General features: G+C 61.3%; 25 protein-coding genes. 8 read left to right on the top strand and 17 right to left on the bottom strand.

Going from position 1 to position 25,383, the window contains the following annotated elements; genetic code table 11:
* Positions 1-207: 207 nt before the first annotated feature.
* From M0H32_RS23500 to M0H32_RS23485, 4 genes are all read right to left on the bottom strand, one after another.
* A complete protein-coding gene (locus M0H32_RS23500) occupies positions 208-1,263 on the bottom strand; it encodes a sugar phosphate isomerase/epimerase family protein (RefSeq protein ID WP_248158164.1) in 1,056 nt (351 codons plus the stop codon).
* A gap of 89 nt (positions 1,264-1,352) precedes the next feature.
* On the bottom strand, positions 1,353-2,309 hold the full coding sequence (locus M0H32_RS23495) for a substrate-binding domain-containing protein (protein ID WP_248158162.1): 957 nt from the start codon (positions 2,307-2,309) through the stop codon (positions 1,353-1,355).
* 109 nt (positions 2,310-2,418) lie between these two features.
* The gene (locus M0H32_RS23490; protein ID WP_248158319.1) at positions 2,419-3,435 is read right to left on the bottom strand and encodes an ABC transporter permease; all 1,017 of its coding nucleotides are present in this window, start codon (positions 3,433-3,435) and stop codon (positions 2,419-2,421) included.
* Positions 3,436-3,437: 2 nt separating this feature from the next.
* Entirely contained in the window at positions 3,438-4,961 is a 1,524-nt protein-coding gene (locus tag M0H32_RS23485) for a sugar ABC transporter ATP-binding protein (protein WP_248158160.1), read from the bottom strand.
* 202 nt (positions 4,962-5,163) lie between these two features.
* Between M0H32_RS23485 and M0H32_RS23480 the strand changes: the two genes are divergently transcribed.
* Positions 5,164-6,195, top strand: coding sequence for a LacI family DNA-binding transcriptional regulator (locus M0H32_RS23480; RefSeq protein WP_248158154.1), 1,032 nt, complete (start codon positions 5,164-5,166; stop codon positions 6,193-6,195).
* A 60-nt stretch (positions 6,196-6,255) separates the two neighbouring features.
* Here the strand turns inward: M0H32_RS23480 and M0H32_RS23475 are convergent, their stop codons facing one another.
* The 8 genes from M0H32_RS23475 to M0H32_RS23440 form a co-directional block, all read right to left on the bottom strand.
* The gene (locus M0H32_RS23475; protein WP_248158152.1) at positions 6,256-7,371 is read right to left on the bottom strand and encodes an isocitrate/isopropylmalate dehydrogenase family protein; all 1,116 of its coding nucleotides are present in this window, start codon (positions 7,369-7,371) and stop codon (positions 6,256-6,258) included.
* 10 nt (positions 7,372-7,381) lie between these two features.
* Positions 7,382-8,029: a 3-oxo-tetronate 4-phosphate decarboxylase gene (gene otnC / locus M0H32_RS23470; protein WP_248158150.1), complete on the bottom strand. Its 648-nt coding sequence runs from the start codon at positions 8,027-8,029 to the stop codon at positions 7,382-7,384.
* Positions 8,026-9,258 (bottom strand): 3-oxo-tetronate kinase, encoded by a 1,233-nt coding sequence (otnK, locus tag M0H32_RS23465; RefSeq protein WP_248158148.1) that lies wholly within the window; start codon positions 9,256-9,258, stop codon positions 8,026-8,028. Before otnK ends, otnC begins: the two co-directional genes overlap by 4 nt.
* Positions 9,255-10,052 (bottom strand): N-acyl homoserine lactonase family protein, encoded by a 798-nt coding sequence (locus tag M0H32_RS23460; protein WP_248158146.1) that lies wholly within the window; start codon positions 10,050-10,052, stop codon positions 9,255-9,257. The genes otnK and M0H32_RS23460 overlap by 4 nt, the downstream gene beginning before the upstream one ends.
* Positions 10,049-10,339: a putative quinol monooxygenase gene (locus M0H32_RS23455; protein WP_248158144.1), complete on the bottom strand. Its 291-nt coding sequence runs from the start codon at positions 10,337-10,339 to the stop codon at positions 10,049-10,051. Before M0H32_RS23455 ends, M0H32_RS23460 begins: the two co-directional genes overlap by 4 nt.
* Before the next feature lie 14 nt (positions 10,340-10,353).
* On the bottom strand, positions 10,354-11,637 hold the full coding sequence (locus tag M0H32_RS23450; RefSeq protein WP_248158143.1) for a TRAP transporter large permease: 1,284 nt from the start codon (positions 11,635-11,637) through the stop codon (positions 10,354-10,356).
* Entirely contained in the window at positions 11,634-12,164 is a 531-nt protein-coding gene (locus M0H32_RS23445; protein WP_248158142.1) for a TRAP transporter small permease, read from the bottom strand. Before M0H32_RS23445 ends, M0H32_RS23450 begins: the two co-directional genes overlap by 4 nt.
* Positions 12,165-12,231: 67 nt before the next feature.
* The gene (locus M0H32_RS23440) at positions 12,232-13,245 is read right to left on the bottom strand and encodes a TRAP transporter substrate-binding protein (protein ID WP_248158141.1); all 1,014 of its coding nucleotides are present in this window, start codon (positions 13,243-13,245) and stop codon (positions 12,232-12,234) included.
* Between the two features lie 183 nt (positions 13,246-13,428).
* Between M0H32_RS23440 and M0H32_RS23435 the strand changes: the two genes are divergently transcribed.
* Together M0H32_RS23435 and M0H32_RS23430 are read left to right on the top strand one after the other, a co-directional pair.
* Positions 13,429-14,466 carry a Gfo/Idh/MocA family protein gene (locus M0H32_RS23435; protein WP_248158133.1) on the top strand — a complete coding sequence of 346 codons (1,038 nt, stop codon included), beginning with the start codon at positions 13,429-13,431 and terminating at the stop codon, positions 14,464-14,466.
* Positions 14,459-15,133, top strand: a complete 675-nt coding sequence (locus tag M0H32_RS23430; RefSeq protein WP_248158131.1) for a GntR family transcriptional regulator — start codon at positions 14,459-14,461, stop codon at positions 15,131-15,133. Before M0H32_RS23435 ends, M0H32_RS23430 begins: the two co-directional genes overlap by 8 nt.
* Positions 15,134-15,296: 163 nt before the next feature.
* Here M0H32_RS23430 and M0H32_RS23425 read toward each other — a convergent pair whose 3' ends face one another.
* Positions 15,297-15,851 (bottom strand): DUF2585 domain-containing protein, encoded by a 555-nt coding sequence (locus M0H32_RS23425; RefSeq protein WP_345779359.1) that lies wholly within the window; start codon positions 15,849-15,851, stop codon positions 15,297-15,299.
* 179 nt (positions 15,852-16,030) lie between these two features.
* Between M0H32_RS23425 and M0H32_RS23420 the strand changes: the two genes are divergently transcribed.
* Positions 16,031-17,632 (top strand): peptide chain release factor 3, encoded by a 1,602-nt coding sequence (locus tag M0H32_RS23420; protein WP_248158129.1) that lies wholly within the window; start codon positions 16,031-16,033, stop codon positions 17,630-17,632.
* Positions 17,633-17,702: 70 nt separating this feature from the next.
* On the opposite strand, the gene M0H32_RS23415 is transcribed toward M0H32_RS23420, so the two are convergent.
* Positions 17,703-18,038: a hypothetical protein gene (locus M0H32_RS23415; protein WP_248158127.1), complete on the bottom strand. Its 336-nt coding sequence runs from the start codon at positions 18,036-18,038 to the stop codon at positions 17,703-17,705.
* A 281-nt stretch (positions 18,039-18,319) separates the two neighbouring features.
* On the opposite strand from M0H32_RS23415, the gene M0H32_RS23410 reads away from it, so the two are divergent.
* Together M0H32_RS23410 and M0H32_RS23405 are read left to right on the top strand one after the other, a co-directional pair.
* Positions 18,320-19,165 carry a metal-dependent phosphohydrolase gene (locus M0H32_RS23410; protein ID WP_248158125.1) on the top strand — a complete coding sequence of 282 codons (846 nt, stop codon included), beginning with the start codon at positions 18,320-18,322 and terminating at the stop codon, positions 19,163-19,165.
* A 491-nt stretch (positions 19,166-19,656) separates the two neighbouring features.
* Positions 19,657-20,997, top strand: a complete 1,341-nt coding sequence (locus M0H32_RS23405) for a diguanylate cyclase domain-containing protein (RefSeq protein WP_248158124.1) — start codon at positions 19,657-19,659, stop codon at positions 20,995-20,997.
* A gap of 206 nt (positions 20,998-21,203) precedes the next feature.
* Here M0H32_RS23405 and minE read toward each other — a convergent pair whose 3' ends face one another.
* Genes minE through minC form a run of 3 tightly spaced genes read right to left on the bottom strand, consistent with a single transcriptional unit; the run spans position 21,204 to position 23,143 of the window.
* Positions 21,204-21,464, bottom strand: a complete 261-nt coding sequence (minE, locus tag M0H32_RS23400) for a cell division topological specificity factor MinE (protein WP_248158114.1) — start codon at positions 21,462-21,464, stop codon at positions 21,204-21,206.
* Positions 21,461-22,282: a septum site-determining protein MinD gene (minD, locus tag M0H32_RS23395; protein ID WP_248158112.1), complete on the bottom strand. Its 822-nt coding sequence runs from the start codon at positions 22,280-22,282 to the stop codon at positions 21,461-21,463. The genes minE and minD overlap by 4 nt, the downstream gene beginning before the upstream one ends.
* A 57-nt stretch (positions 22,283-22,339) precedes the next feature.
* A complete protein-coding gene (minC, locus tag M0H32_RS23390) occupies positions 22,340-23,143 on the bottom strand; it encodes a septum site-determining protein MinC (protein WP_248158110.1) in 804 nt (267 codons plus the stop codon).
* 344 nt (positions 23,144-23,487) lie between these two features.
* On the opposite strand from minC, the gene M0H32_RS23385 reads away from it, so the two are divergent.
* Together M0H32_RS23385 and M0H32_RS23380 are read left to right on the top strand one after the other, a co-directional pair.
* Complete coding sequence (locus M0H32_RS23385) at positions 23,488-23,820, top strand: hypothetical protein (RefSeq protein ID WP_248158109.1); 333 nt, start codon at positions 23,488-23,490, stop codon at positions 23,818-23,820.
* A gap of 218 nt (positions 23,821-24,038) precedes the next feature.
* On the top strand, positions 24,039-24,959 hold the full coding sequence (locus M0H32_RS23380) for a DMT family transporter (protein WP_248158107.1): 921 nt from the start codon (positions 24,039-24,041) through the stop codon (positions 24,957-24,959).
* Positions 24,960-25,383 lie beyond the last annotated feature (424 nt).

The following is a 25,383-nucleotide window of genomic DNA, read 5'->3' as shown; positions in this document are numbered from 1 at the left end:
GAGAGGCACTGTAATCGATTACATAGCCTGATTACATAGAAAATCGTGCCCTGGATAGGTGCGAATTTGCGCTCTTGAAGGATGGCTATTTGTTCAGTGAACTGCGCCGACCCTTCGCGGCGGACCTGCTGGCCCTCCCGGGGTTGAGACTGAAGAACAGGTTGTCGCCAGGCGGCGAAAGTCCGTTGCGCCGACAGAAACCTTGCCTCAGCCGATCCCGAGCATCTTCCGGTTGGCGGCCGCGTCGCTGCCGCCGTCGGCGAAGTCGTCAAAGGCTTTTTCAGTGACGCGGATGATCTGATCCCTGACGAATTTCGCACCTTCGCGGGCACCGTCTTCCGGGTGTTTCAGGCAGCATTCCCATTCGACCACGGCCCAGCCGTCAAAGTCATTGGCCGCCATTTTGGAAAAAACCGCGCCGAAATCGACCTGGCCGTCGCCAAGCGAGCGGAACCGGCCGGCCCGGTCAACCCAGGACTGGTAGCCGCCATAGACGCCCTGGCGCCCGTTTGGATTGAACTCGGCATCCTTGACGTGGAACATGCCGATCCTGTCCCGGTAAATCTCGATATTGTCCAGGTAGTCAAGGCACTGCAGGACGTAGTGGGACGGGTCGTAGAGCATCTTGCAGCGGGCGTGGCCGTTCAGGCGTTCCAGGAACATTTCGAAGGTGATGCCGTCGTGAAGGTCCTCGCCTGGATGGATCTCGTAGCAGACATCGACGCCCATCTCGTCGGCATAGTCGAGGATTGGCCGCCAGCGGCGGGCCAGTTCGTCGAAGGCGGTCTCGATCAGGCCGGCGGGCCGCTGCGGCCAGGGATAGACATAGGGCCAAGCGAGCGCACCGGAAAAGGTCGCGTGCGCTGTGATGCCGAGATTGCGGCTGGCAGCGAGCGCCAGCTTGACCTGATCGACCGCCCAGGACTGGCGCGCGGCCGGATTGCCCTGCACATGGGGCGCGGCGAAGCCGTCAAAGGCCGTGTCATAGGCCGGGTGCACGGCAACCAGCTGGCCCTGGAGATGGGTCGAAAGCTCCGTGATCTCGATACCGTTTTCCCGCGCTGTGCCAGCAAACGCGTCGCAGTAGGTCTTGGAACTGGCGGCCTTTTCCAGATCGATCAGTCTTCCGTCCCAGCTGGGCACCTGCACACCGGCATAGCCGCAATCGGCGGCCCACTTGGTGATCGAATCCCAGGAGTTGAACGGTGCTTCGTCCCCGGCAAACTGGGCGAGAAACAAAGCGGGGCCTTTTATCGTTTTCATGATTGCCTCCCGAAAAGGGGATTGAAGGGGACAAAAAAGGGCCGGAGCTCCATCGCGAAAAGCCCCGGCCACTCGGAGTTGCTCGCGTCCTAGAACGGCGAGTCTGGGAAGTAGTAGCTCTCGGCATTCTCAGGCGTGATCAGCGTCGCGCCGAGAATGTAGCGGCCGGCAACCGGGCCGTTGGACTTGAAGGCCGCAACGGTCTGGTCCATGGCGGTGGCGATCATCGCGGGCGGGTAAAGCACGTCCACCGGGATCAGCGTTTCGCCGTCCATGATGCCCTTGATGATTTCCTTCATGCCGGCGCCGCCGACGACGAACATGCCGTCACCGTCCCGGCCGGCCTGCTTCAGGGCCGCGACCACGCCGATGGCGATGTCGTCATCCTGGGCCCAGACGGCGTCGATGTCCGGGAAGCGGGACAGGAAGTCCTGCATGACCTCGAAGCCGTCGTCGCGGTTCCAGTTGGCGTGCTTGTGGTCGAGCACGTTGATGCCCGAGCCTTCGATTTCTGCCATGAAAGCGTCGAAGCGCTCATTGTCGATCACGGTCGGAATGCCGCGCAGAACCACGATGTTGTCGCCGTCTTTCAGGCGGCCCTTCATGTACTGGGCGGAGACCCTGCCGAGTTCCGGGTTGTTACCGGCGACATAAAGATCCTCGATGCCCGGCTGGCTGAGGCCGCGGTCGACGACCGTGATCCAGGCGCCGGACTTCTTGACGTTCAGCACCGGATCGGTGAGCGGTTCGGATTCGAACGGCAGCACCACCAGGGCGTCGATCTGATGCACGGAGACGAGGTCTTCCAGGGCGCTCGCCTGGGCTTCAGGGTCCGACGAATTGACCAGGATCAGGTCGACATCCGGATAAAGCGCTTCGAGCCGTTTTTCGGCCTGCTCCGCGTGCCAGTTCATGCCGGCGGCCCAGGCGTGGGTCGGGGTCGGGTAGCTGACACCGATCTTGATCTTGTCCTGGGCCAGTGCGGTCCCGGCGAAGGCGAGCAGTCCGACGGCGGCCACCGCGCCCAGAGTTCTTTTCAAAAGCATCGTTTCCTCCTCCAATGCCATTCCATTTGGACGCACCTCTCCCGTCCGGTGCGAGCCGGTTCAAAATGTGGGGACGGGTCCCTATTCGCTTGAGTTCAGTGCGGGCGGCTTACTTGCTCTTGCCGAGCTTCCAGTCGCTGCGCTGCAGGAAAACCGCAACGATGATGATCAGGCCCTGCATGGTTCCATTCAGGTAGTTCGAGATCAGATCGGTGAAGTTCAAAATGTTGCCGATGGTGGTCAGGATCAGGGCGCCCAGGATGGTGCCGCCGATCCGGCCGTAGCCGCCCTTCAGGACCGTGCCGCCGATGATCACCGCCGCAATGGCTTCCAGTTCCCAGAGAACACCGGTGGAGGCGGAGGCTGAGCCGAGGCGGGGCACGTAGATGATGGTGGCAAAAGCAACGCACAGGCCCTGGATGACGTAAGTCAGCGTTTTCACCCGGTCGACATTGATCGCGGAGTATTTGGCGACCGCTTCATTGGAGCCGATGGCGGTGCAGTAGCGGCCGAAGGCGGTCCGGTTCAAAAGCAGCCAGCCACAGATGGCCACGCAGATGAACACCCAGACCGGATAGGGCAGGCCGAGAAAGCTGTCGTAATAGACCGGCCGGTAAGTGCCGCGGATATCGAAATTGAGCGAGAGCGTGCCGCCGTCGGCGAAATAGGTCACCAGCGAGCGGTAGATGCCCATGGTGCCGAGTGTGACGATGAAGGCCTCGATCTTGCCCTTCGTTGTCAGCGCGCCGTTGATCCAGCCGGCGCCGATGCCAAGCACCAGCGCGCAGCCGCAGCCGAGCAGCACGGTCGCCAAGCCGGTGCCCATGGTTTCGACCGCCCCGTTCATGATGATGATCATGACCCCGGCAATGGCCGCCGCCATGGAACCGACGGAGAGGTCGATGCCGCCGGCGGTGATGACGAAGGTCGCGCCAACCGCGATGATGCCGATAAAGGCCGAACGGGTCAGCAGATTGGTCAGGTTGCCTTCACTGACAAAGGCCGGGTTCAGCATGAACCCGATCACGCACAAAATCAGCAGCGCCAGGGCAGGGCCGATGGTCTTGAAGTCGACGGAAGGCCGTTTGGCCTGTTTGGTGGCCGTATCGTCGGACGCGGTCATCATGGTCACTGGAGGTCCTCCCGTTTCAGCCCGGCGGCATAGCGCATGATTTCGTTTTCGTTGATGTGGTCGCCCGTCAGGACGCCGGTGATATGGCCTTCGCGCATGACCACCACCCGGTGGCAGATGCCGATGATCTCCGGCATTTCGGAGGAGATCACGACAACCGACACGCCTTCTGCGGCAAGCGCGGCAATGAAATGATAGATCTGCTGCTTCGTGCCGACATCGATGCCGCGGGTGGGCTCGTCGATGATGACGATCTTCGGATCGCATTCCATGATCTTGGCGAGCAGCAGTTTCTGCTGGTTGCCGCCGGAGAGTTTGCCGACGGTGATGTTTCGGTCCTTGGCCCGGACATCGAAACGGCGGATGGCGCGGTTCAGTGCGTCTTCCTCCGCCTTCCGGTCGAGCCCGAAATTCTTCACGAATTTTGGCAGCGCGAACAGAGTCAGGTTCGGCTGCATCTGCTTGTCGAGCAGCAGGCCCTTTTCCTTCCTGTCCTTGGTGAGATAGGCGAGACCCTGGTCCCGCGCCGCCGCGACGGTCATGGGGCCGGCGTCGCGTCCGAAGAGCTTGATGGACCCGCCTTCGATGGGGTTGAGACCGCAGATCGCCTCGAAAACGGCCGTTCTGCCGGAGCCGATCAGGCCGGAGAACCCGAGGATTTCTCCCTTGCGCAGGGCAAAGCTGACGGGGCCGACCCCGGGAGCGACGAGATTGTCCACTTCCAGCACCAGCTCGGCATCGATATCGGCTTCGTGCATGGGCGGATAAAGATCGGAGAGTTCCCGGCCTACCATCATCTGGGCCATCATGTCCGGGGTCAGGTCATTCGAGGCACGGGTGTCGATCCACTGACCGTCACGCAGGATGGTGACCCGGTCGGCGATGGTTTTCACCTCGTTGAGCTTGTGCGACACGAAGACGATGCCGACACCGCTTTTTTTCAGCTTCTCCACCTGGCGGAAAAAGACGTCTGTTTCTTCTTCGGTCAGAACGGCGGTCGGCTCGTCCATGATCAGGATGCGGGCATTGCGGCTGACGGCCTTGACGATCTCGACCATCTGCTTCTGGGCAATGGTCAGGTCGGATATGCGGTCGGTCGGGGAAATGTCGAGACCAATCTCGTCAAGATAGGTCTGGACGGCGGCGCGCATCGCCGCCTTGTCCAGGAAACCCTTGGAGCGGATCTCGCGGCCAAGGAAGACATTCTCCTCGACCGTCATCTGTTCCGCGAGATTGAGTTCCTGGTGGATGAGCACGATGCCGAGCGACTCAGCGCCGCCATTCGCGGGCAGGGCGGTCTTTTCACCATCCAGACGGATCTGGCCGGAGGTCGGATCGTGGAAGCCGGACAGGATTTTCATCAAGGTCGACTTGCCTGCGCCGTTTTCGCCGATCAGCGCGTGAACCTCACCCGGGCGCACATCCATGCTGACGCTGAACAGCACCGGCACGGGGCCAAAGGATTTGCTGATGTTGACGGCCTCGATAATCGCTGCCGGCGTGGCTGGTTCCACGTTCATTTCTGGTTCCTCCCAGGCGAAAACGTCCTCTTCCACATTTGCGCCATGGTATTGATGTAAACGTTTTCATGAATGATGTAAACCTTTACATTCGCCATTGTAAACCTTTTCATTTGGTGCAATGCGCACTATACAGCGTAAACGGTGTGGAGATTCATGAGCTTGGCGCATGCCCGCACTGCAACATGTCTGGACGCGCAATATGAGCGAACCGGTAGACCGGCCGGCCACTATTGAAGATGTTGCAAAGCTGGCGGGCGTCTCGATCGCGACGGTCAGCCGGGCCTTGCGCTCGCCCGAGAAAGTTGCCGAAAGCACCCGCAAGAAAGTCACCGCCGCGATTGCCCGCACCGGCTACACCGCCAACGCAATGGCGCAGAACCTGCGCATGCAGCGCTCGCAGATGGTGCTGGTGCTGGCCTCGTCCATCGCCGATCCGAATTTTGCCGGCATTCTGACAGGGCTGGAGAAGGCCGCCGCCGACCGGGGCTATGGCGTCCTGATCGGCAACACGGAAGGCACGACCGGGCTTGAGCAGAGCTACATGCGCTTCCTGTCCACCGGCATGGCCGACGGACTGGTGCTGCTCACAGGACATATTCCTGTCGCCGGCGAACCGCAGGCACCCTTGCACACGCTGCCACCGATCGTGGCGACGGAGCGGCCACTGGCAAACCCCGATATCAGCTATGTCGGCGTTGACGACGTGGCCGCCTCCAAGATGGCAACCGAATACCTGATCTCGCTCGGCCACCGGAAAATCACCTTCATTTCCGGCGGCCCGGCGGACATCCGCAGCGACCTGCGCCATTCCGGCTATCAACAGGGCTTGAAGGAATCGCCCGAAGCCCTGCGCGACTGGAGGGTGGAAGGCGAGGGGACGCCAGAAAGCGGCCGAGCGGCCGTTGAGCGACTGTTCATCAAGGACGACTTGCCGACCGCGTTTTTCTGCTTCAACGACAACACCGCGATTGGTGTGATCTCGGCGCTGCAGCTACGCGGCTACCGGGTTCCGGAGGATTTTTCGGTGCTCGGCTTTGACGACATTCCCTTCGCCAACAATTTTTCGCCGGGTCTCACCACGATCCGCCAGCCACGCCAGCACATCGGCGAAAAGGCGATGACCATCCTGCTCGACCGTCTCGCCAACCGCTCGCTGGAGCACCAGCGCCATCTGCTGCATGGCGATTTGATCGTCCGGGAGAGCTGTGCGGGTATTTCGCGGAATCGATAATCATCGGGTTGAAGGGGGAGGCGCCCGCCCGAATAGGCGCTTCCCAGTCACGCGCCCCGATCACGCACTAAGCGTCTTTCGGGCAGGCTCCTGGCTGGCGACTCGCGCCAGCAGTTCGTTGGTCACGGCCCTGGTTCCCATGTCGCCGCCGAATTCCATCGGCCGCAGCGCGTTGTCCTCAAATCCGGCCATGACGGCGTCATTGATGAGGTCCGCGGCATCGGCAAGCACCGGCCGGTCCAGTTTCTCAGCCAGGTAATCCAGCATCAGCGCGCCGCTGAGGATCGCCGCCAGCGGGTTGGCCTTGTCCTGGCCCATAATGTCCGGTGCGCTGCCATGGGCCGGCTGGAACAGGCCGGTCGTGTCGCCAATCTCGCCGCAGGCGGCCATGCCCATGCCGCCGACCAGGCCGCCGGCCAGATCCGAAAGAATGTCGCCGAACATGTTTTCCATCACCAGCACGTCAAACTCCCAGGGCTTGCGCACCAGGTCGAGCGCCATGGCGTCGACATAGTTGTAGCCGACCGGCATATCGGGGTGGGCCTGCTTCACCTCGTCGAAGAGCTGGCGGAAAAACGCCATCGAGGTGAAGACATTGGCCTTGTCGACGCAGGTCAACCGGCCGGAAAGGCCACGCTCGCGGCGTTTACGCGCCAGACTGAACGCAAATTCGTGCAGCTTGATTGTGGTCTCGCGGGTGATCCTGAGGATGTCCATGACCTCGTTGTCGCTCACCACGAGGCTGCGCTTGTGAGCGGCTGCCGAATAGAACAGGCCTTCGGTGGATTCCCGCAAGATGATCAGGTCGATCCCGGCGGCGCGTGGATCGGCAAGACGCTGCGGTGCGTTGGGATAGGCCTTGACGGGGCGGACCCCCGCATAGAGCCCGAACCGGTCACGCAGGCGCAGATGCGGCGAGATTTCCGTGCCGTCCGCATGCCGGATAGAGGGCAGGCCGATGGCGCCCAGGAAGATCGCGTCGGCCGCGCCCGCGCGGTCCTCGCCGTCGGCTTCAATGTCGCGGCCGGTCTCTGCGAAATAGCCGGCACCAGCCTGGATCTCGTCGTAGACGGGCAGGGGCTGTCCGGTCTTGTCCAGCGCGGCTTCCAGGACGGCAAGCGCCGCCTCCGCCACATCGACGCCGATACCGTCACCTTTGATCAGGGCTATTTTCATCGGAATGTCCTTAAGTCCAATCAACGTCGAACCGCTCGACGATGCGGGCGGTCTGGTGTGCGTTTAATGAGGTTGCCGCCGCGCCCCGCAGCAGAAGCGCCAACTGTGCCGTGGCTTCCAGTTCTTCTGTGGCATAGACGGCGGCTTCCAGATCCTTGCCCGCGACCACGGGGCCGTGATTGGCAAGAAGGACCGCCGATCGCTTGCCGGCAAGGCCGCGCACGGCATCGCCCATGGCCGGATCGCCGGGTACGAAGAACGGCAGCAGCTTCACCTTGCCGAGCTGCATGATGCCGTAGGCGGTCAGGGGTGGCAGCACGTTGTCCGGATCGATCTCCGGCAGCAGCGACAGGGCCACGGAGTGGCAGGAATGCAGATGCACCACCGCTCCGGTGCCATGGCGCGTGTCGTAAAAGGCCGCATGCAGCGGCATTTCCTTCGTGGGCCTGTCGCCCGCGAGAAGATTGCCTTCCGCCGACAGGTGGCTGATCCGGGAAGGGTCGAGAAACCCCATGGAGGAGCCGGTCGGCGTTACCAGAAGGCTGCCATCGTCAAGCCGCACGGAAATGTTGCCGGTCGAGCCGTGGGTCAGCCCCCGGTCAAACAGCGATTTCGCCATCCGGCAGATCTGTTCGCGGGTGGCGGACAATGCGCTCATTCCGCGCCCTCCAGAATGGCGAGGGCCTCGGAGAAGAAGTCAGGGCCGCCGAAATTGCCGGATTTCAGCGCCAGCGCCAGTGGCCGGTCCGCCACCTTTAGGGCCGGCACACCGGGTGCGATCTTGGGGCCGATCTCAAGAATGTCCGCCTGTAGGCCGGAGACAACGGCGCCCGAGGTTTCGCCGCCGGCGACCACGATCCGGTTGACGCCGGCCTGCGAAAGCGCGGCGGCCAGGTTGGCGAACAGGCTTTCAATGGCGTCGGCACTGCGTTCGCGGCCGTATTTTTGCTGAGCGGCGGCAACCACCTCCGGATCGGCGGAGGAGTAGATCAGCGGCGTTGTCTCCTGGCGCAGGGTCCATTCGACGATTTCCTGCAGGGAGAGTTTTTCAGCGACAACGTCATCCGCTGTCAGCTCCCGCGACGGGGCCCTGTTCCTGAACGCTTCGACCTGGCCGCGCGTCGCCCGCGAGCAGGATCCGGAAAAGACCACGGCCTTGCCGGGAACGCCGGTCCAGGTGGACGCCGCCGGCGCATGGCCGAAATTCTGCGGCAGGCCGAGGGCAATGCCCGAGCCGCCGATCAAAAGCCGGCGTGTGCCGGCGGCCCGGCCAAGCGTGAGCAGGTCCTCGTTGCGGATGGCGTCCACAATGATCATCGCCTTGCCGCTTGCCGAGGCCGCCAGGTTGATGGCCGCGGGCCCCGCCCACACGCCGGAGACCGGGACATGGCACACGGGCCAAGTGGTCTGCCTTTGCAGCACCCGGCGGATATCCGGGTCGGACATCGGCGTCAGCGGATGATCCTGCATGCCGCTTTCGCTGAGGAGCTCGTCGCGGACAAAAAGATGTCCCTGGTAGACCGAGCGGCCGTTTTCCGGAAAGGCCGGGCAGACCAGGACGGATGTTTCACCGAGCCTGTCCGCCAATGCTTCTGCAACCGGGCCAATATTGCCTTCATCGGTGGAATCGAAAGTCGAACAGACCTTGAAGACGATCTGGGTGCAGCCCTGCTCGATCAGCCAGTCACAGGCCTTGAGAGACTGCGTCACGGCATCCTGTACAGCGATGGTGCGTGTTTTCAGGCCAACGACACCGGCTTCTATCGAGGCAGGCGCGGGATCCTTCGGCACGCCGACGAATTGTGCAGTCGGCATGCCGCCTTCCGACAGCATCAGGGCAATGTCCGAGGCTCCGGTAAAATCATCCGCGATCACGCCGAGTTTCATGAGCCGATCCCTTTCAGCGGGCCGCGGTCGAGCCGGACGATATGGTCGGGCCCATGAACAGGAAACAGCTGCCGCACCAGTGGGTCGTGACCTGGAACGACGAGGTCCTTGGAGCTGGCCAGGGCCTGGATCGTCTTGAAGCCGCGCAGCATGTCGTCGAGATCGACCACGATTGGGAATGGTTTGGCCTCCAGAAAATTCTCGTAATAGTGCGAGGCGTCCGAGGCGAGGCACAGCCAGCCGGCTTCCGTCAGGACCCGCACCACCTGCAATCCCTTGCTGTGGCCGCCGGTGCGGTGAACCGTGACGCCTTCACGGACTTCGCCGCCGCCCTCGTGAAAGACAACCCGGCCGGAATAAAGCCGCTGGACGGCTTCGCAGACATGGTCGGCGGTGAACGGCGCATTGAGTGTGCCGTGGCACATGCAGGGGCCGGTGGCATAGGCCATTTCCGCCGCCTGCAAGTGGATCGTCGCGTTCGGGAAATGTTTCAGGCCACCCGCATGGTCGTAATGCAGATGGGTGACGATGACGGTGGTGATGTCGTCCGGCGACAGGCCGAGCGGGGCAAGGGCTTCTGCCGGGTTGAGCCGCACCGGCCGGCCGCGCCGCTCACCCTCTTCCATGTCGTAGCCGGTGTCGACGAGCACGATCTCGTCGCGCTGCCGCAGCACCCACAGGAAATAGTCCATGTCATGGGGCTGGTCATGATTGTCGTCGAACAGGAAACTGTCCTTGCGCGTGCGCGCGTTCCGGTCGGCATATTTGACCGCGAAAACTTCCCAAGGCGTCATTGCATCACCTGCTTGAAAGTCTGCACGGCCTTGGAAGCGACAATATCCGCGACCTTGGCGTCGAAGGTGAGGAAATGAGCGCTGGTCAGATGCATCTTGAACGCCGCTTCGTCGTCGTAGATTTCGTAGAGAAAGACCTCCCGCGGCCGGGCGGGGTCGGCGCAGACATCGAACTGCAGGCAACCTGGCTCCGTCTTCAGGGATGTCTGCGCATTGTTGATCATGAGGGGCATGAAGGCATCCATCTGCCCCTCCTTGATCTGAAACAGTACAGTGACTGCGAACATCTCTTTTCTCCTCGTCACCGGAACAGATGCACCATACCCATGGAAACGATGGGCACATAGGTGACGGCAAGAAGCGCGGCGATGGCGGCGATGTAAAGCAGGGCCATCTTGCGGGCGATGGAGAGCACGCCAACCCCGGAGATTCTCGAGGCGACGTAAAGCGTTGCCCCGACCGGTGGTGTGAACAGGCCGACGGCGACGTTACAGGTCATGATGACGCCGAGATGGACCGGATCGACCCCGAAGGTCTTTGCTGTCGGCAGGAACAAAGGCGCGGTGAGCAGGATCGCAGGGACCGGATCGAGCACCAGGCCGAGCACCAGAAGCACGATGTTGACCAGGAGCAGGAACATCCAGGGGCTTGAGGAAAAATCCTGAACGAAGCCGACCAGGATCTGCGGCATCTGTTCCAGGGTGATCAGCCAGCCGAGCACGGTGGTCGCGCCGATCACCACCATCACGACGGCGCTGGTGACGAAGCTGTCGATCAGGAGGCGCGGCAGATCCCTCAGCTTGAAATCCCGGTAGACGACCGTGGTGACGAACAGGCCGTAGACGACGGCGAGGGCAGCTGCCTCGGTCGGGGTCACCCAGCCGGTGAAGATGCCGCCGAGGATGACGACCGGCATGAACAGCGCTGGCGCCGTGCCGATGAAGGAGCTGGTCAGCTCTTTGAAAGAGGTGGTGCGCCCGCCTGGGTCGCAGTTTGTCGACTTGCCGACATAATAGCAGACGGCCATGAACATGGCGCCGAACAGGACCCCGGGCACCATGCCGGCCAAAAACAGATCCGCGACCGAGACGTTGCCGACAAAACCGTAGATGAGCATCGGGATCGACGGTGGGATGATGATGCCAATGGTCCCGGCCGCCGCAACCAGCCCGGCCGCGAACGCGGTGTTGTAGCCCTCGCGGGACATGTTCTTGATCATGACGGAGCCGATGGCGGCGCTGTCCGCGATTGCCGAGCCGGAAATGCCGCCGAAGATCATGGAGGCGCCGACAACGACCATGCCGAGGCCGCCGGCCATGAAGCCGAAGGCAGCGCGGGCAAAGCCGATAATGCGCAGGCCGACGCCGCCCCGGCTCATCATCTCGCCGGCGACGATGAAGAGCGGGATCGCCAGGAAGTGGTGCGGTTCGACGCCGCCGATGAAATTCAGGAACAGCGCCTGCAGCGGATAGCCGAGATCGAAGACGATGATCGGCAGAACGGCGGTGATCAGGATCGCCCAGACCAGCGGAATGCCGAGAAAGACGGAGGTCAGGAAGACCGCAACGACAAAGAGCAGGATCATGACAGGGCCTCGCCGCCATCGGAATGGGTGGCATGGGGCACGACCGGGTTCTTCAGGTCATACGCCATGTTGTAGAGGTGGAAAATCAGCGACACCGTCATGCCGGCCGGCATGGAAGCGTAAAGCAGCCCGACCGGCCAGTAGAGAACGGTCGTCTTCTGCGCCCAGGTGTGCACCGAGATGTTGTAGCCGGTGTAGATCAGGCAGATCAGCAGGATCGCGATGATGACGTCGATCGCGACAGACAGGATCCGCTGTCCGGTGAGCGGAACCAGTTTTTCAACGACTTCGGTCACCCGCATGTGAGCGCCGCGCGCGATTGCGGCGGAACAGCCTAGAAACGTGCTCCATAGCAGCAGGAAACTGGTGACTTCCAGTGACCAGGCGAGGTCGAAGCCGGCAAAGCCGCGCAGGGAGGCATTGCAGAACACCAGCGTCACGATGGCAAAGCCGCCAAGCGCAAGGCACAGGTCGACCAGATGGCTGAGCCAGCGCAGCACAGCCGGATAATGCTCTCGGTAATCCAAGGCTCTTCTCTTTTAAGAAAGGGCCGGAACCCAGAAGGGTTCCGGCTAGTTTCGCCCAAATGCTCGATCAGTTCTGGGCCGGGAGTTTCTCGCGGATTGCTGCTGCATCGGCGAGGATCTTGTCGACTGCTTCCGCTCCATAGACGTCCTTGGCCTTGGCATAGACGGACTGGACGGCTTCGCGGAACGGCGCGATGTCGGGCACGGTGACCGTGGCACCGGCTTCCTGCATTTCGGTCAGCTGGCTGTCGACCGAGCTCTTGACGAGATTGCGGCTGAAAGCGGCGGATTCGGCGGCGGCCTTCAGGACGGCTTCCTTGTCCTCATCGGAAAAGGACTGCCAGGTCTTTTCCGCAATCGTCAGCGGCAGCGGGCTGTAGACGTGCCGGGTCAGCGTGATATACGGCGCGACTTCATAGAAGCGCAGCGACTTGATCGTGTCGACCGGGTTTTCCTGTCCGTTGACGATGCCCTGCTGGATCGAGATGTAAACGTCGGTGATCGGCATCACCACGGTCTGGAAGCCGATGGCTTCCATCGACCAGCGGATCATGTCATTCGGAAAGACGCGCATTTTCATGGACTTGGCGTCTTCCGGCGAATTCAGCGGCTCGTTGGTGGTGAAGCTGCGGAAGCCGGCTTCCCAGGTCGATAGAACGCGGAACCCCTTTTCCGGAAGCTTGTCGAATTCGCCCTGCAGCCAGACCGAATTGTCATAAAGCTCCCAGCCCTGTTCATAGGTATCGACCAGGAACGGCATGGCCGTCAGGTTGAGGGAGGGCAGGTGTGTGGCATAGCTGCCGGTGGCGGACACCGTGAAGTCGACGCCGCCCAGCTGCAGCAGTTCGATCGCCTTCGGATCGTTGGCCAGCTGGCCGGACGGGAAGATCTGCACCTCATAGCGGCCATCGGTATATTCCGCGACCTTTTCGGCAAACACCTCGGCGGCCGCCTGGCGCGAGCCGCCCGGATTGTCCGTGTGGCTGAAGCGCAGCGTTTCGACGGCTTCAGCGCCGCCCATGCCTACCGCCAGGATCGCCGCGCTCAGGAACAGGCGGCTGAGTGATTTCTTGTCAAGCATTTCGGTCTCCTCCCACGGCCGCTCCAAGGCCGTATTGATTTACACATTCGATTGCGTATACGCAAATCAATCCCTTGTCAACTTGGTGAATGTCGACTATCAAAAATCCATTAATGGTGGCACTCCGGGTGAAACACCGGGGATTAGCTGCCTGGCCAATGTGATTCAGGAGATCGGGAAGAGATGAAAAACGGCGCGGATACCTTGCGGGTTGCCTGTCTCGGGGCCGGATATTTCGCGCAGTTCCATTATGACGCCTGGCGGCGCAGCAGCCGTGTGCACCTGGTCGGTGCCTGTGACAGTGACCGCGACAAGGCCAAAGCGACCGGCCTGACCGCTTTCGGCGAACTTGATTGCATGCTGAAAATGGCCAAGCCCGATCTGCTGGATATCATCACACCACCGCAGACCCACAGGGCGGCCATCTGCCAGGCGATAGACCACGGCGTAAAGACGATTATCTGCCAGAAGCCGTTTTGCACGTCCTTTGAAGAGGCCCAGACGGTTACCGAAATTGCGGAAGCGGCTGGCGTGACTGTCGTGGTGCACGAGAATTTCCGCTTCCAGCCCTGGTACCGCACCATCCGCCAGGCCCTCGACACAGACCTGATCGGAGACGTGCTGCAACTCACTTTCCGGCTTCGCACCGGAGACGGGCAGGGGCCGGAGGCCTATCTCGACCGGCAGCCCTATTTCCAGGACATGCCGAAGCTTCTCATTCACGAAACCGGCGTCCACTGGATCGACACGTTCCGCTATCTGTTCGGCGAGCCGAGCGCCGTCTATGCGGATCTGCGCAAGCTCAACCCTGTGATCAAGGGCGAGGATGCCGGCTATTTCATATTCGACTACGACAATGGCGTCCGAGCCCTTTTCGATGGCAATCGCCTGCTCGACCACGCCGCCGAAAACTGCCGCACAACACTGGGTGAAGCCTTGGTGGAAGGAACCAGGGGAACGCTGTCGCTAGCAGGCGACGGATCTGTTCATCTGCGCCATTTCGGCGACCTGGAGGCGACCACCTTGCTGGCCGCGCGGTCCTGGACGGGCTTTGGCGGAGATTGCGTCAAGAATCTGATAGATCATGTCATCTGCGGTGTCCTGGACGGGGCGCCGCTGGAAAACGAAGCGCGCGACTATTTGCGGGTGATCGCGATTGAACGTGCCATTTACGAGTCAGACAGTACGGGACGGAAAATAAGGGAGTTCGGTCATGCTTGAAGCTCCGAAACAGAAGACCATCACCACCCAGGCGATGGAACAGATCCGCCAGCTGATCTTCGACGGCGAACTGGCGGCCGGGTCCGATCACTTGGAAAGCGAACTGGCTGACCGGCTCGGCATGTCGCGCACACCGGTGCGTGAAGCAACGCTGATGCTCGCCCAGCAGGGGCTCCTGGAAGTCCGGCCGCGCAAGGGCGTTCGCATCGCGACCCTGTCGCTCAAGGACATGGAAGAGATCTATGCCGTCCTGACGGAACTGGAGGCGCTCGCCGCGGAAGAGGCGGCCGGGAAAGGCTATTCCGTTGAAGAGCTCGCGGCGCTGAAACAATCCATCGAGGCCATGGAAGACGCGCTGAAACGGGAAGACCGGGAAGCCTGGGCCATGGCCGACAACGATTTCCACGCCGAGCTGGTGCGCCTTGGTGGCAATTCCCGGGTCCAGTCGATCGTCTCCATGATGGCCAACCAGGTCCGCCGGGCCCGCGCCATGACGCTCTACATCCGGCCGCTGCCGGTGAAATCCAACGAGGATCACCGGGCCGTCTTTGATGCCATCAGGACGGGCGATGCCGACAAGGCCCGCGAATGCCACCGAAGCCACCGCCAGCACGCCCGCGAGGTGCTGATCGAGCTTTTGAAAAAACACAGGCTGTTTCAGCTCTAGGACCAACACCTCGGTCTTCGTCATGCCTTGGCTCGACCATGGTATCCATGCCGTTCAGGTCGGCTGAAGGCAGGGTCTGGCTTGAGGCACCGTCACGGCATGGATTGCCGGATCAAGTCCGGCAATGACGAAGGTGTTGGGCATGGTGAAAAGCCATTTCGGCTCAGCCGCCCTGCCACACCCGGATCGCCTCGACCGGGTAGACCAGCATCAGCACGTTCAGTGTCAGATTGTCCTTGATCACCCAGAGCGCCAGAAGTTCGAAGAAAATCGCGGTCAGAACCGTCACCCAGACCGGCATGCGCCAGGCGAAGATAAAGCCGGTCAGCATCCAGACGATGTCGAAAACCGAATTCAGGACGCTGTCGCCGGTATAGCCGACGGCAATGGTGGCCTCCCTGTATCGGTCGATGATCCAGGGGCTGTTCTCGGCAACCTCCCAGGCCGCCTCGATGAAGATCGCGCCGAGTGCCCGTTCGCAAACGCTCTTGCGCCGGAACACCAGCCACAGCACCCAGTAGAAGATGAAGCCGTGGATGATATGCGAGAGCGTGTACCAGTCGGCAATGTGCTGGGACGAGCCGGCGAGATCGTCCGCCGGGGTCCAAAGAAGCACATAGCCGCAGTCGCAGATTGGGATCCGTCCCATGGCGAGCAGGATGGCGGCGGTGGCGGCGATCATGAGGACGCCGATGATCAGGCATTTGCTTTGGCTCACGCGGAGCTCCTCGCGCAGGTGTGAGATCAATGATTCTATGCTGGAAATTTAGCAGGATTCTCTCTATGACCATGCGCCAACGAAACATCAATCCGTCCGGCTTTGAGATTTAGGCTGCGCCCCGGTTCTCCGGCGCGTTTGCGCGGCCCGCCAGACCGGAACCGGATCAGGAGATCTTTATGAGCAGCCTCAACGGCACCGCGCCTCATCAAGCCCGGCGCACCTTCGCGATCATTTCCCACCCGGATGCCGGTAAGACCACGCTCACGGAAAAGCTGCTGCTGTCGGGGGGCGCGATCCGGGCCGCCGGTCAGGTGCGCGCCCGCGGCGAACGCCGCCGCGCCCGGTCCGACTGGATGAAGATCGAACAGGAACGCGGCATATCCGTCTCCTCGTCGGTCATGACCTTCGAGCGCAAGGGCATCGTCTACAATCTGCTCGACACGCCGGGCCACGAGGACTTTTCCGAGGACACCTACCGCACGCTGACCGCCGTTGACGCAGCGATCATGGTGATCGACGCCGCCAAGGGCATCGAGACCCAGACCCGCAAGCTATTCGAGGTCTGCCGCCTGCGCGACATCCCGATCATCACCTTCGTCAACAAGATCGACCGCGAAGGCCGTCATGCCCTGGAAATCCTCGACGAGGTCCAGGAAGCGCTGGCGCTGGACGTTTCCCCGCAAACCTGGCCGGTCGGCATGGGCTCCGACTTCTTCGGCGTTTATGACTGGAAGAAGAAGAAGTTTCACACGTCTGAAGGCGAGCGCGGCGGGCCTTACGCCCAGACCAAGGACGTCTCCGGCCTTGACGACGAGATTCTGACCGGCACGGTCTTCGACCGGATCATGGACGAACTCACCGAGAATGTGGAACTCGGCGCGGAAGGCTATGCCGAATTCGATCGGGAAAGCTTCCTGGAAGGCCACCTGACACCGGTCTTCTTCGGCTCGGCCCTGCGCGACTACGGCATCGAGGAAATTCTCGATTTCATCGCGGACAATGCCCCGGCACCGCACAGCCAGCCGGCCACGGGCGGACGTGTCATCATGCCGGAAGAGGACAAGGTCACGGGCTTTGTCTTCAAGGTCCAGGCCAACATGGATCCCAAACACCGCGACCGCATCGCCTTCGTGCGCCTGTGCTCTGGCACGTTCAAGCGCGGCATGAAGCTGAAACATGTGCGCGCCGGCAAGCAGATTGCCGTCTCCGCGCCGATCTTCTTCTTTGCCGAGGAACGCGAGATCGCCGATCTCGCCTATCCGGGCGACGTCATCGGCGTGCCCAACCACGGCCAGCTGCGCGTTGGCGACACGCTGACCGAGGGCGAGAACATCCATGTGACCGGTCTGCCGGCCTTCGCGCCAGAAATCCTGCGCCGTGTGCGCCTCTCCGACACAATGCGCGTCAAGCAGATGCGCCAGGGCCTGCAGGACTTGGCGGAAGAAGGCCTGGTGCAGATCTTCAAGCCGGATCTCGGCTCCAACTGGATCGTCGGTGTGGTCGGCGCGCTGCAGCTCGACGTGGTGGTCGACCGGCTGAAGGCGGAATACGGCACGGAAATCGGCTTCGAGGCTGTGCCCTATACCACCGCCCGATGGATCGAGACCGATCAGCAGACCTTGCAGACGATGCTGGAAGGTCACCGCATGTCGATCGCCAACGACCGCGACGACAAGCCGGTGTTCCTGTTCAAGAACGCCTGGGAAATCGGTCACGTCACCGAAAAATTCCCGGATGTGACCTTCCGTGAAACCCGCGAGATCGTGTACGAGGCCTGATCGGACAGGTTGCAATCGGGTGGAAACACCGCGCGGGCCGGGGGGCAGCCCGCGCAGTGCCCGCCGGCGACTATTCCGAAACCGGCGTCTCCAGCACTGTCTGGTAAGGATTGGCGTCCAGCGCGCCGATCTGCGCGATAAAGCGCGCGGCCCAGCCGGGGCCGTAGTTCTTGCCGGTGTCCCAGGACCCGGACTGATCCGTTGCCCAGGCGGTGGCAACGACATTTCCGCTTGGCAATTCAATCAGTTGAACCTGCGACTGCTGGGCGCGGAACGGCGCGTTCGAGGACCAGCTGATGACGCAATTGCCACGCAGGTTGGACAAGCTGAGCGACCAGCTCCAGGTATTTGATGTGTTCGCGGTCGCGGTGGAAACTTCGCCAACATCTACAATCTGATCTGCCATGAGATCCTCCCTGAAAAGGGTTTCTGATAAGTGTAGCCGGCGCCGATACACGCTCTACGAGTACTAGCAATGCATGCATTGAGCAAATTATTTCTATTTTAAGTTGATGAAATATTCAGGTGCATCCCTAGTTTTGATGCCAGTAAAGATTATTCGGAGTTCTCGGGTTCCAAGAAAAATTTCATTGCCGGATTTCCACGAGCTTGACACAGCCACCGGCAAAGGTGCCAAATCAAAGGTGTTTTTGCCTTTTGTCAGATCAGTCTGGGATGGGCCGTGCCATGATCACCTTGCCGGAACTTGCAGCCGATGCGCTGGGAGACTTCCTGACGGCCTATGTGCAACGGCGGTTCGGCAAGTCCGAGCCGGAGCTGGCCGAACTGGTGCCCTCGATCGCCCGTATCGCCATGGAATGCATCGGCAACAGCGACGCGCTCTATCACAATATCGAGCACACCATGCTGGTGACCATGGCTGGCCATGACATCCTGCGTGGACGGGCGCTGCAGACCCACATGGCACCGTCCGACTATGCCCATGTGATCGTGGCCTGCCTGACCCACGATATTGGCTATATCCGGGGCATTCTGCCCAAGGACAGGCCGGACGGATATGTGATCAACGCGGGCGGCGAGGCGGTGAAGCTGCCACGCGGGGCGTCGGACGCCGCGCTGACCGCTTATCATGTTGACCGCTCGAAGCTTTATGTGTTCGAACGGCTTGAAGGCACGGGCCTGCTGGATCCGCAGCGCATTGCCGATGCCATCGAAGGCTCGCGCTTTCCAAGCACCATCCCCAATGAAAGCGATGTGCTGAGCGAAGACGCCAATCTGGTCCGGGCTGCGGATTTCATCGGTCAGCTGGGCGATCCGCATTACATCCGCAAGGCCAACGCGCTTTATTTCGAGTTCGAGGAGGCTGGGCTCAACAAGCAGCTCGGCTATGACACGCCCGCCGATCTGGTGCATCGCTACCCGCAATTCTACTGGAACAGCGTTGCGCCCTATATCCAGAAGGCGATCCAGTATCTGAAGGTGACGGCTTCCGGCCGGCAATGGATCGCCAACCTGTATTCCAACCTGTTTCTGGCCGAGCGCGACATGGCTCTTCTAGGGCCGCAGAGATAGACCGGTCACGCCCCTGGGCGATGGGCCGCCCCGCTTTTATTGCGGAATTTCAACGCCGTTTCTTACCGGCAAGTTGGTCATCTGTGCCGGGGAGCAAGCGCCACGGCGTGCTGGAGTGCGGTGGTGGCTCTTGTATCCTGCAATAATTACGAGGGCGTACAGATGTGATGTGAACATTTCTATCGGTATTTTTATGCATAAAAATTCCCATTGGTGTGTTTGCGGGGAATAACCGTCTAAGTATCTATTTGAATTGAGCTTTCTCTTGTTGATAGTGCGGTAACGCTTGTCTACGATAATCGTTAAAGCTGCAGCATTTAAGTCTTTGCGGAACCGCAGCGAAGAAAGTGAACCAACACGTGCGTCACGAGCCGATTAGGCCTGATTCACCGCACCCGCTTCAAAAGGCCACGGGGGAAGCGCAAGCGGTGGAGATCCGCCGTCTTTCCAAGCCGTTTTGGGCCACCGTTCTGATCAGCGCGGTGAGCCTGATGGCATTCGTGTCGTTTCTGTCCTTCACGCTCGACCGCAATTCCATCCGGTCCTCCCAGCAGATCTTCACCGCCATGCTCGGTGACCGGTCCGAGTATCTGGCCGATATCACGCTGGAATACGGTTACTGGAACGATGCCATTGAGAATGTCGTTTATGACCTGAACATGAGTTGGGTGCGGGAAACCTTTGTCGACTACATGCAGGAGGAACTGCAGATCGAAGGCATGCATGTGATCGACGGCAACAACCAGCCGAAACTGCATGTGGTGAAGGGTATCGTCAGGGATGCGGATATTGTGGCGCGTTACGGCGACTCGGTAAGTGTGCTCATTGCCAAGGCCCGCGCGACGAAACAGGACGATGCGCCGGAGCCGGCAACGGGCATGGTCGGCGGCCTTGCCAATCTCTATCTCGCCAGCGCGGTCCTGATGACCGGATATGCCGAGGAAAGCGACAAGAGCACGGATCACGTGCTGATTTTCGCACGCCCCATCAACGCGGATATCTTGACGGAAATGTCCGCCAAATACGGTCTGCCAAATCTGAAACTGTCGGATATGCCGCCGGCACATTGGCAGGCGGGTTATGACATCCGGGGCATAGACGGCAAGCTGATCGGCTATTTTGTCTGGAATCCGGCGCTGGCCGGCTTCCGGATGCTGCCCATTCTGGCGGCCGGGGTCCTGATCGTATTCTTCTGCATGTTCCTGGCGGCAAGGCTGTTTTTTCGCCGGGCGAGCGACACGGTGAGAGAGCTGGAGGCGGCCAAGCTGGAAGCTGAACAGACGCGCGAACTTCTGGCGAGCCAGGCCAGAAGCGATCCTTTGACCGGTCTCGGAAACCGGCGGCTTCTCGACGAAAAGCTGGCCTTTCTGCAGGGCCAGAGACCTCTGCCGGACGGTCATGCGCTGCTCTATGTGGATTTGGACCGGTTCAAGGAAATCAACGACACCTATGGCCACGAAACCGGCGACCTGATGCTGCTCTATGTCGCCGAGGCCCTGGGGGATCTTGCAAACGCGGACGACACGGTGGTTCGGCTTGGCGGGGATGAATTCGTGATCGTGTTCGGCCGGGCCAGGCGGGAACGTGTCCTGTCGGCCGGTCGGGCGATCGTCGAACAGCTCAGCCAGCCGGTCAATCTGGAGGGCGCCAGCTATGCCATCGGCGCCAGTGTCGGCATTGCCTTTTCGCACAACCCGACGGAATTGCTGCGCCAGGCCGATGTCGCGCTTTATTCGGCCAAGCGGCGGGGCAGGGGGCAGGTCGCGGTCTATTCCGCCGACCTGCTGGATTTCCGCCACGTGCCGATCCAGCCGGCCAGCCAGCCGGGGTAAGTCGAACAACCGGAACCCCAGCCATCGTCATCCCGGACGCAGCGCAGCGAAGATCCGGGACCGGTGAGTCGATGCCTTGTGGTGATATACCGGACAAACGGCAAATTGCTCGGGCTCCCCGATCCCAGCGCGCGCCCCGCTTGGCCGGGATGACGATGGTGAGGGGAGAATATGGGAACAACCGGCCGCGAGGGCCGGTTTTTTCCTCAGGAAGCCCGGGCTGAGGGCAGTTCGATGTCGATGCCGAGCGTGGTGACATCGCCGGTGCGATCCATCTCGAGCCGGACCGAATCCGGATCGATTGCCACCCGTTTGGCGACCACCGCGAGAATGTCTTCGCGAAGGCTTGAAATCAGCACCGCGTCGGAGCCGTCATCAGCCCGCTCATGGGCCAAAAGAATTTGCAGCCGGTTCTTGGCAACCGAGGCGCTCTCGCCCCTTTTGCCAAAGAGGCTCAGGAGATTCATGCGGCCCTCCCCTTGAAGAACTTGCCGAGCAGGCTCCTCTTCTCTTCCGGGATGGTGACGGGAATATTCTCACCGAGCAGCCTTCGGACGGCTTCCGTATAGGCCTTTGCGGCCGGGGAATTCTCGTCCGACAGCGTGATCGGCAGGCCGACGTTGGACGCCTTCAGGACATCCTTGCTTTCCGGCACCACGCCGATCAGCGGCACGGACAGGATGTCGACCACGTCGTCGGTCGCCAGCATGTCGCCGGTCTTGGCGCGTTCCGTGTCATAGCGTGTGATCATCAGGTGCTTCGGCATGCGGCCGCCATCTTCGGCGATCTTGGTCTTGGCATCGAGCAGGCCAATGATCCGGTCGCAGTCGCGCACGGAAGAGACTTCCGGATTCGACACGATGATGGCCTCGTCTGCGTGGCGCATGGCCAGAGTCGCGCCGCGCTCGATCCCGGCCGGGCTGTCGCAGATCACCCAGTCGAAATACATGCGCAATTCGCTGATGACGCTGGCAACACCCTCTTCGGTCAGGGCGTCCTTGTCCCGGGTCTGGGAGGCCGGGAGAAGATAGAGGTTGTTCAGCTTCTTGTCGCGCACCAGGGCCTGTTTGATGGAGGCTTCGCCGCGCACCACATTGACAAGATCGAAAACGACCCGGCGCTCGGCCCCCATGATCAGGTCGAGGTTGCGCAGCCCGACGTCGAAGTCGATGGCGCAGACCTGATAGCCTTCTTTCGCAAGAGCCGAGGCGATGGCGGCGGTGGTCGTGGTCTTGCCCACTCCGCCCTTGCCTGACGTGACCACAACGACGGTTGCGTTGCTCATGGTGTTCGTCCCGTTTTTGTTGTCGGTTCCATCGCCGTCGGGCGGCTGGAACCGGGGTTAATTCAGCCCTTCGAAGACAAGGGTCTCGTCTTCGAAGCGGATTTGGGCCGGCGCGTTGCGCAAGGCGCCGTCGAAATCGTCGGCAACCTTGTAAAGGCCGTTAATCGAGACCAGCTCCGCGTCCAGCTTGGAGCAGAAGATGCGGGCGCAATCCTTGCCGGAAACGCCGGCCAGCGCCCGGCCGCGCAGGGCGCCGTAAACATGTATGGACCCGCCCGCGATGATCTCCGCGCCGGAGCTGACCGAGCCGATCACGGTAACGTCGCCCTCCGGATGCAGGATGCTCTGTCCGGAGCGCACGGGCTCGGTGATCACGATCGACGAGCCGCTGACCACGCTGGCGGGAGCCGCCACGGTTTCTGCGGTCGCACGAGCAGCCTTGCCCTTGGATTTCGCAGCCGGTTTGGGCGTTTCCGCAGATTTGTCCGCCTTAGCGGCTGTGGGTCCTGCCGCAGGCTCGTCTGCGTCGTCCTCGGCTGCTCCACCGGCCGCAGGTGTCGGAACATCGATGTCCGAGGCCAGGCGCCCTCCCGAAAAGCTCGGCGGCATACCGGGTTTCAGCCGCGTGCCGGCAACGCCGTCGATGCCCATGACACGGATCGAGCGGCTGCCCAGCTCTTCCAGAAGCTGCTCCAGCTCGTCGATCGGGATCTTGCTGCCGCGCACGTCGAGAATGATCGGCCGGTCGATGAAAAAGCCCGGCGAGCGGACAATGATGCGGTCGATTTCCTGGAGCCAGTCTGTGAAGGGTGGCTCCGGGCTCAATACGATCGCAATGAAGGATTTTCCCTTGAACTTCATCAAAGAGGTCCGGCGGCGTCAGCGGTCAAAGTGATTTGGTCGGATAAACCTATCATTAACCGAACCGGACAATCGGGCAGCCTATCGTTTTCCACCGATATCAATTTTTACAAGGTTTTTCAGACAATTGGAGGTTCCGCATAGGCAATTTGTCAAAAGCTGTGTCCCACTCTTGAGATTTATACCGAGTGGAGGCTCGGGAATCGCAGGATTCCGGGACCTCCGGATTGCTTTGCCGGTGCAGGAGTTAACTCAAATTCCGTAAAGCGCTGGATTTTTGACATATTGCGGTGCATCATTGCGGATCAGCTGTGTGGGGCGTTGTACGTCTCTTGGGGAAAAGAATGAGCAATTTCAGTGATGTGATGAGCTATCTCGGACTGGCGACGGCAGAGGCAGCTACGGCTCTGAACGTATCGGAAGACGAAATTGTTCGCTGGTGCAGCACGAATGAGGCGCCGCCCTTGCACATCTGGCAGGGCCTGGTGCGCATGCTCGATGAAATCCGCATTTCCGCCGAGGAAGCAGCCAAATCCGCCGATCTCGATCATCTCGAAGCCACCGACCTCAACCGGATCGACCTGATGGTGCCCGGCCAGGCGGCGTCCGATTTTGCCGGGCCGAAACGGGCAGCGACCGCACTTGCCGTGGCAGCCTTGGCAAGGGTGTTTGTCTGAGCCCCGCGCAGGCTGATCGATAACGGCAGCTTGCGAGCCGGCTTCAAAGACCCGGGGCGCCCCTTTGGCGAACCGGAAAAGTCTGGTAACAAGACTCTCGAGCCGCGTTTCCTTTGGCTCCCGGCGTCAGGAGTGGCAAGCCCACGCAGCGCCCCTTCCTCTCGTTCAAAAGCTCGTCTCCCGGCGGGCGGAGACCACCGGACCGGAAAGGCCTTGCCATGTCAGCAACGCTCAAGGGACTTGCCGCCGCCCTCATTGCTTTTGCCCTGTTTTCCACCCATGACGCCCTGATCAAGGCGCTTGGGGCGGGCTATCCCGTATTCCAGATCATCTTCTTTTCCATGCTCTTCGCCTTTGTGCCGATGTCGATGACGATGCTGGCCGACAAGGCGGTCGACAATTTCCGGCCGCGTCATCCCTGGCTTGTGCTGTCGCGCGCGGGCCTTGCCATCATCGCCATGTCCTGCGGATTTTATGCCTTCACCGCGCTGCCGCTTGCGGAGGTCTATGCACTGCTTTTTGCCATGCCGCTCTTGATCACTGCCCTGTCGGTGCCGCTTTTGGGCGAAACGGTGCGGGCACAGCGTTGGGCCGCCGTGATCGTCGGCCTGATCGGCGTTCTAATCGTTTTACGTCCCGGCGTGACCGAGCTGACACTGGGGCACGGGGCAGCCCTACTGGCGGCCTTTGCCAATTCGCTGTCGACCATTCTGGTGCGCAAGCTCGGCGGCAAGGAACGCCCGGCCGTTCTGATTCTCTATCCGATGATCCTGTCGATGCTGGCCATGTCCATGACCCTGCCGGTGGTCTATGTGCCGGTGCAGCTCCTGGATCTCGGCATGATGGCGGCCATCGGCATTCTGTCCGTGGTTGCACAGTTCGGCACCATCACGGCCTACAAGGCCGCGCCCGCCGCCGTGGTCGCGCCGCTACAATACAGCCAGATCCTGTGGGCGACATTGTTCGGCATGCTGTTCTTTTCCGAAACGCCGGATCTTTATGTCGGCATCGGCTCGGCGGTCATCATCGCCTCCGGCATCTTCGTCGTCTGGCGTGAAAGCCGGGAGAATGTCTCCCTGCAGCGCCCGGTCCTCAAGAGCGGCAACCCGCGCTTCGATACGGGGCCACAGCCGAAATAGGGCAGGGGACGGTATTGGTCGACTGCATTTCGGGACGCCGCCACACCCATTGACGTCATCCTGAGGAGCCGCAAAGCGGCGTCTCGAAGGACGGGCCGCTTGCTCGGGTGCCCGGGGGGCGGTCCTTCGAGACGCGCGCAAGCGCGCTCCTCAGGATGACGGTGGAATGTGTGGAGAGACCGTTCTTTAGGTTTGCCACAAAGGCGGCCCCTTGCTGAGCCCGCCCTCCTTCAGCGTCATCCTGAGGAAGCGCGCCAGCGCTGTCTCGAAGGAGCGGCCGCTTGTTCCAGCGTATGCCGCCGGATCCTTATCTGTTTGAATTTTTGTAGATTGGTTTTGGGAGGGCCGGTTGCTGCCCTCCCAAGTGGGCCGGAGACCGTACGATCCGCGGTACGTGGCAGTCCGTTCGAAGCAAGGCTCCCGG

Source organism: Roseibium sediminicola, assembly GCF_023156505.1.
In the GTDB taxonomy this organism is placed as follows: domain Bacteria; phylum Pseudomonadota; class Alphaproteobacteria; order Rhizobiales; family Stappiaceae; genus Roseibium; species Roseibium sediminicola.
Note: the sequence above shows the minus strand (reverse complement) of the source record. Positions and strands in the feature narration are given on the sequence as shown.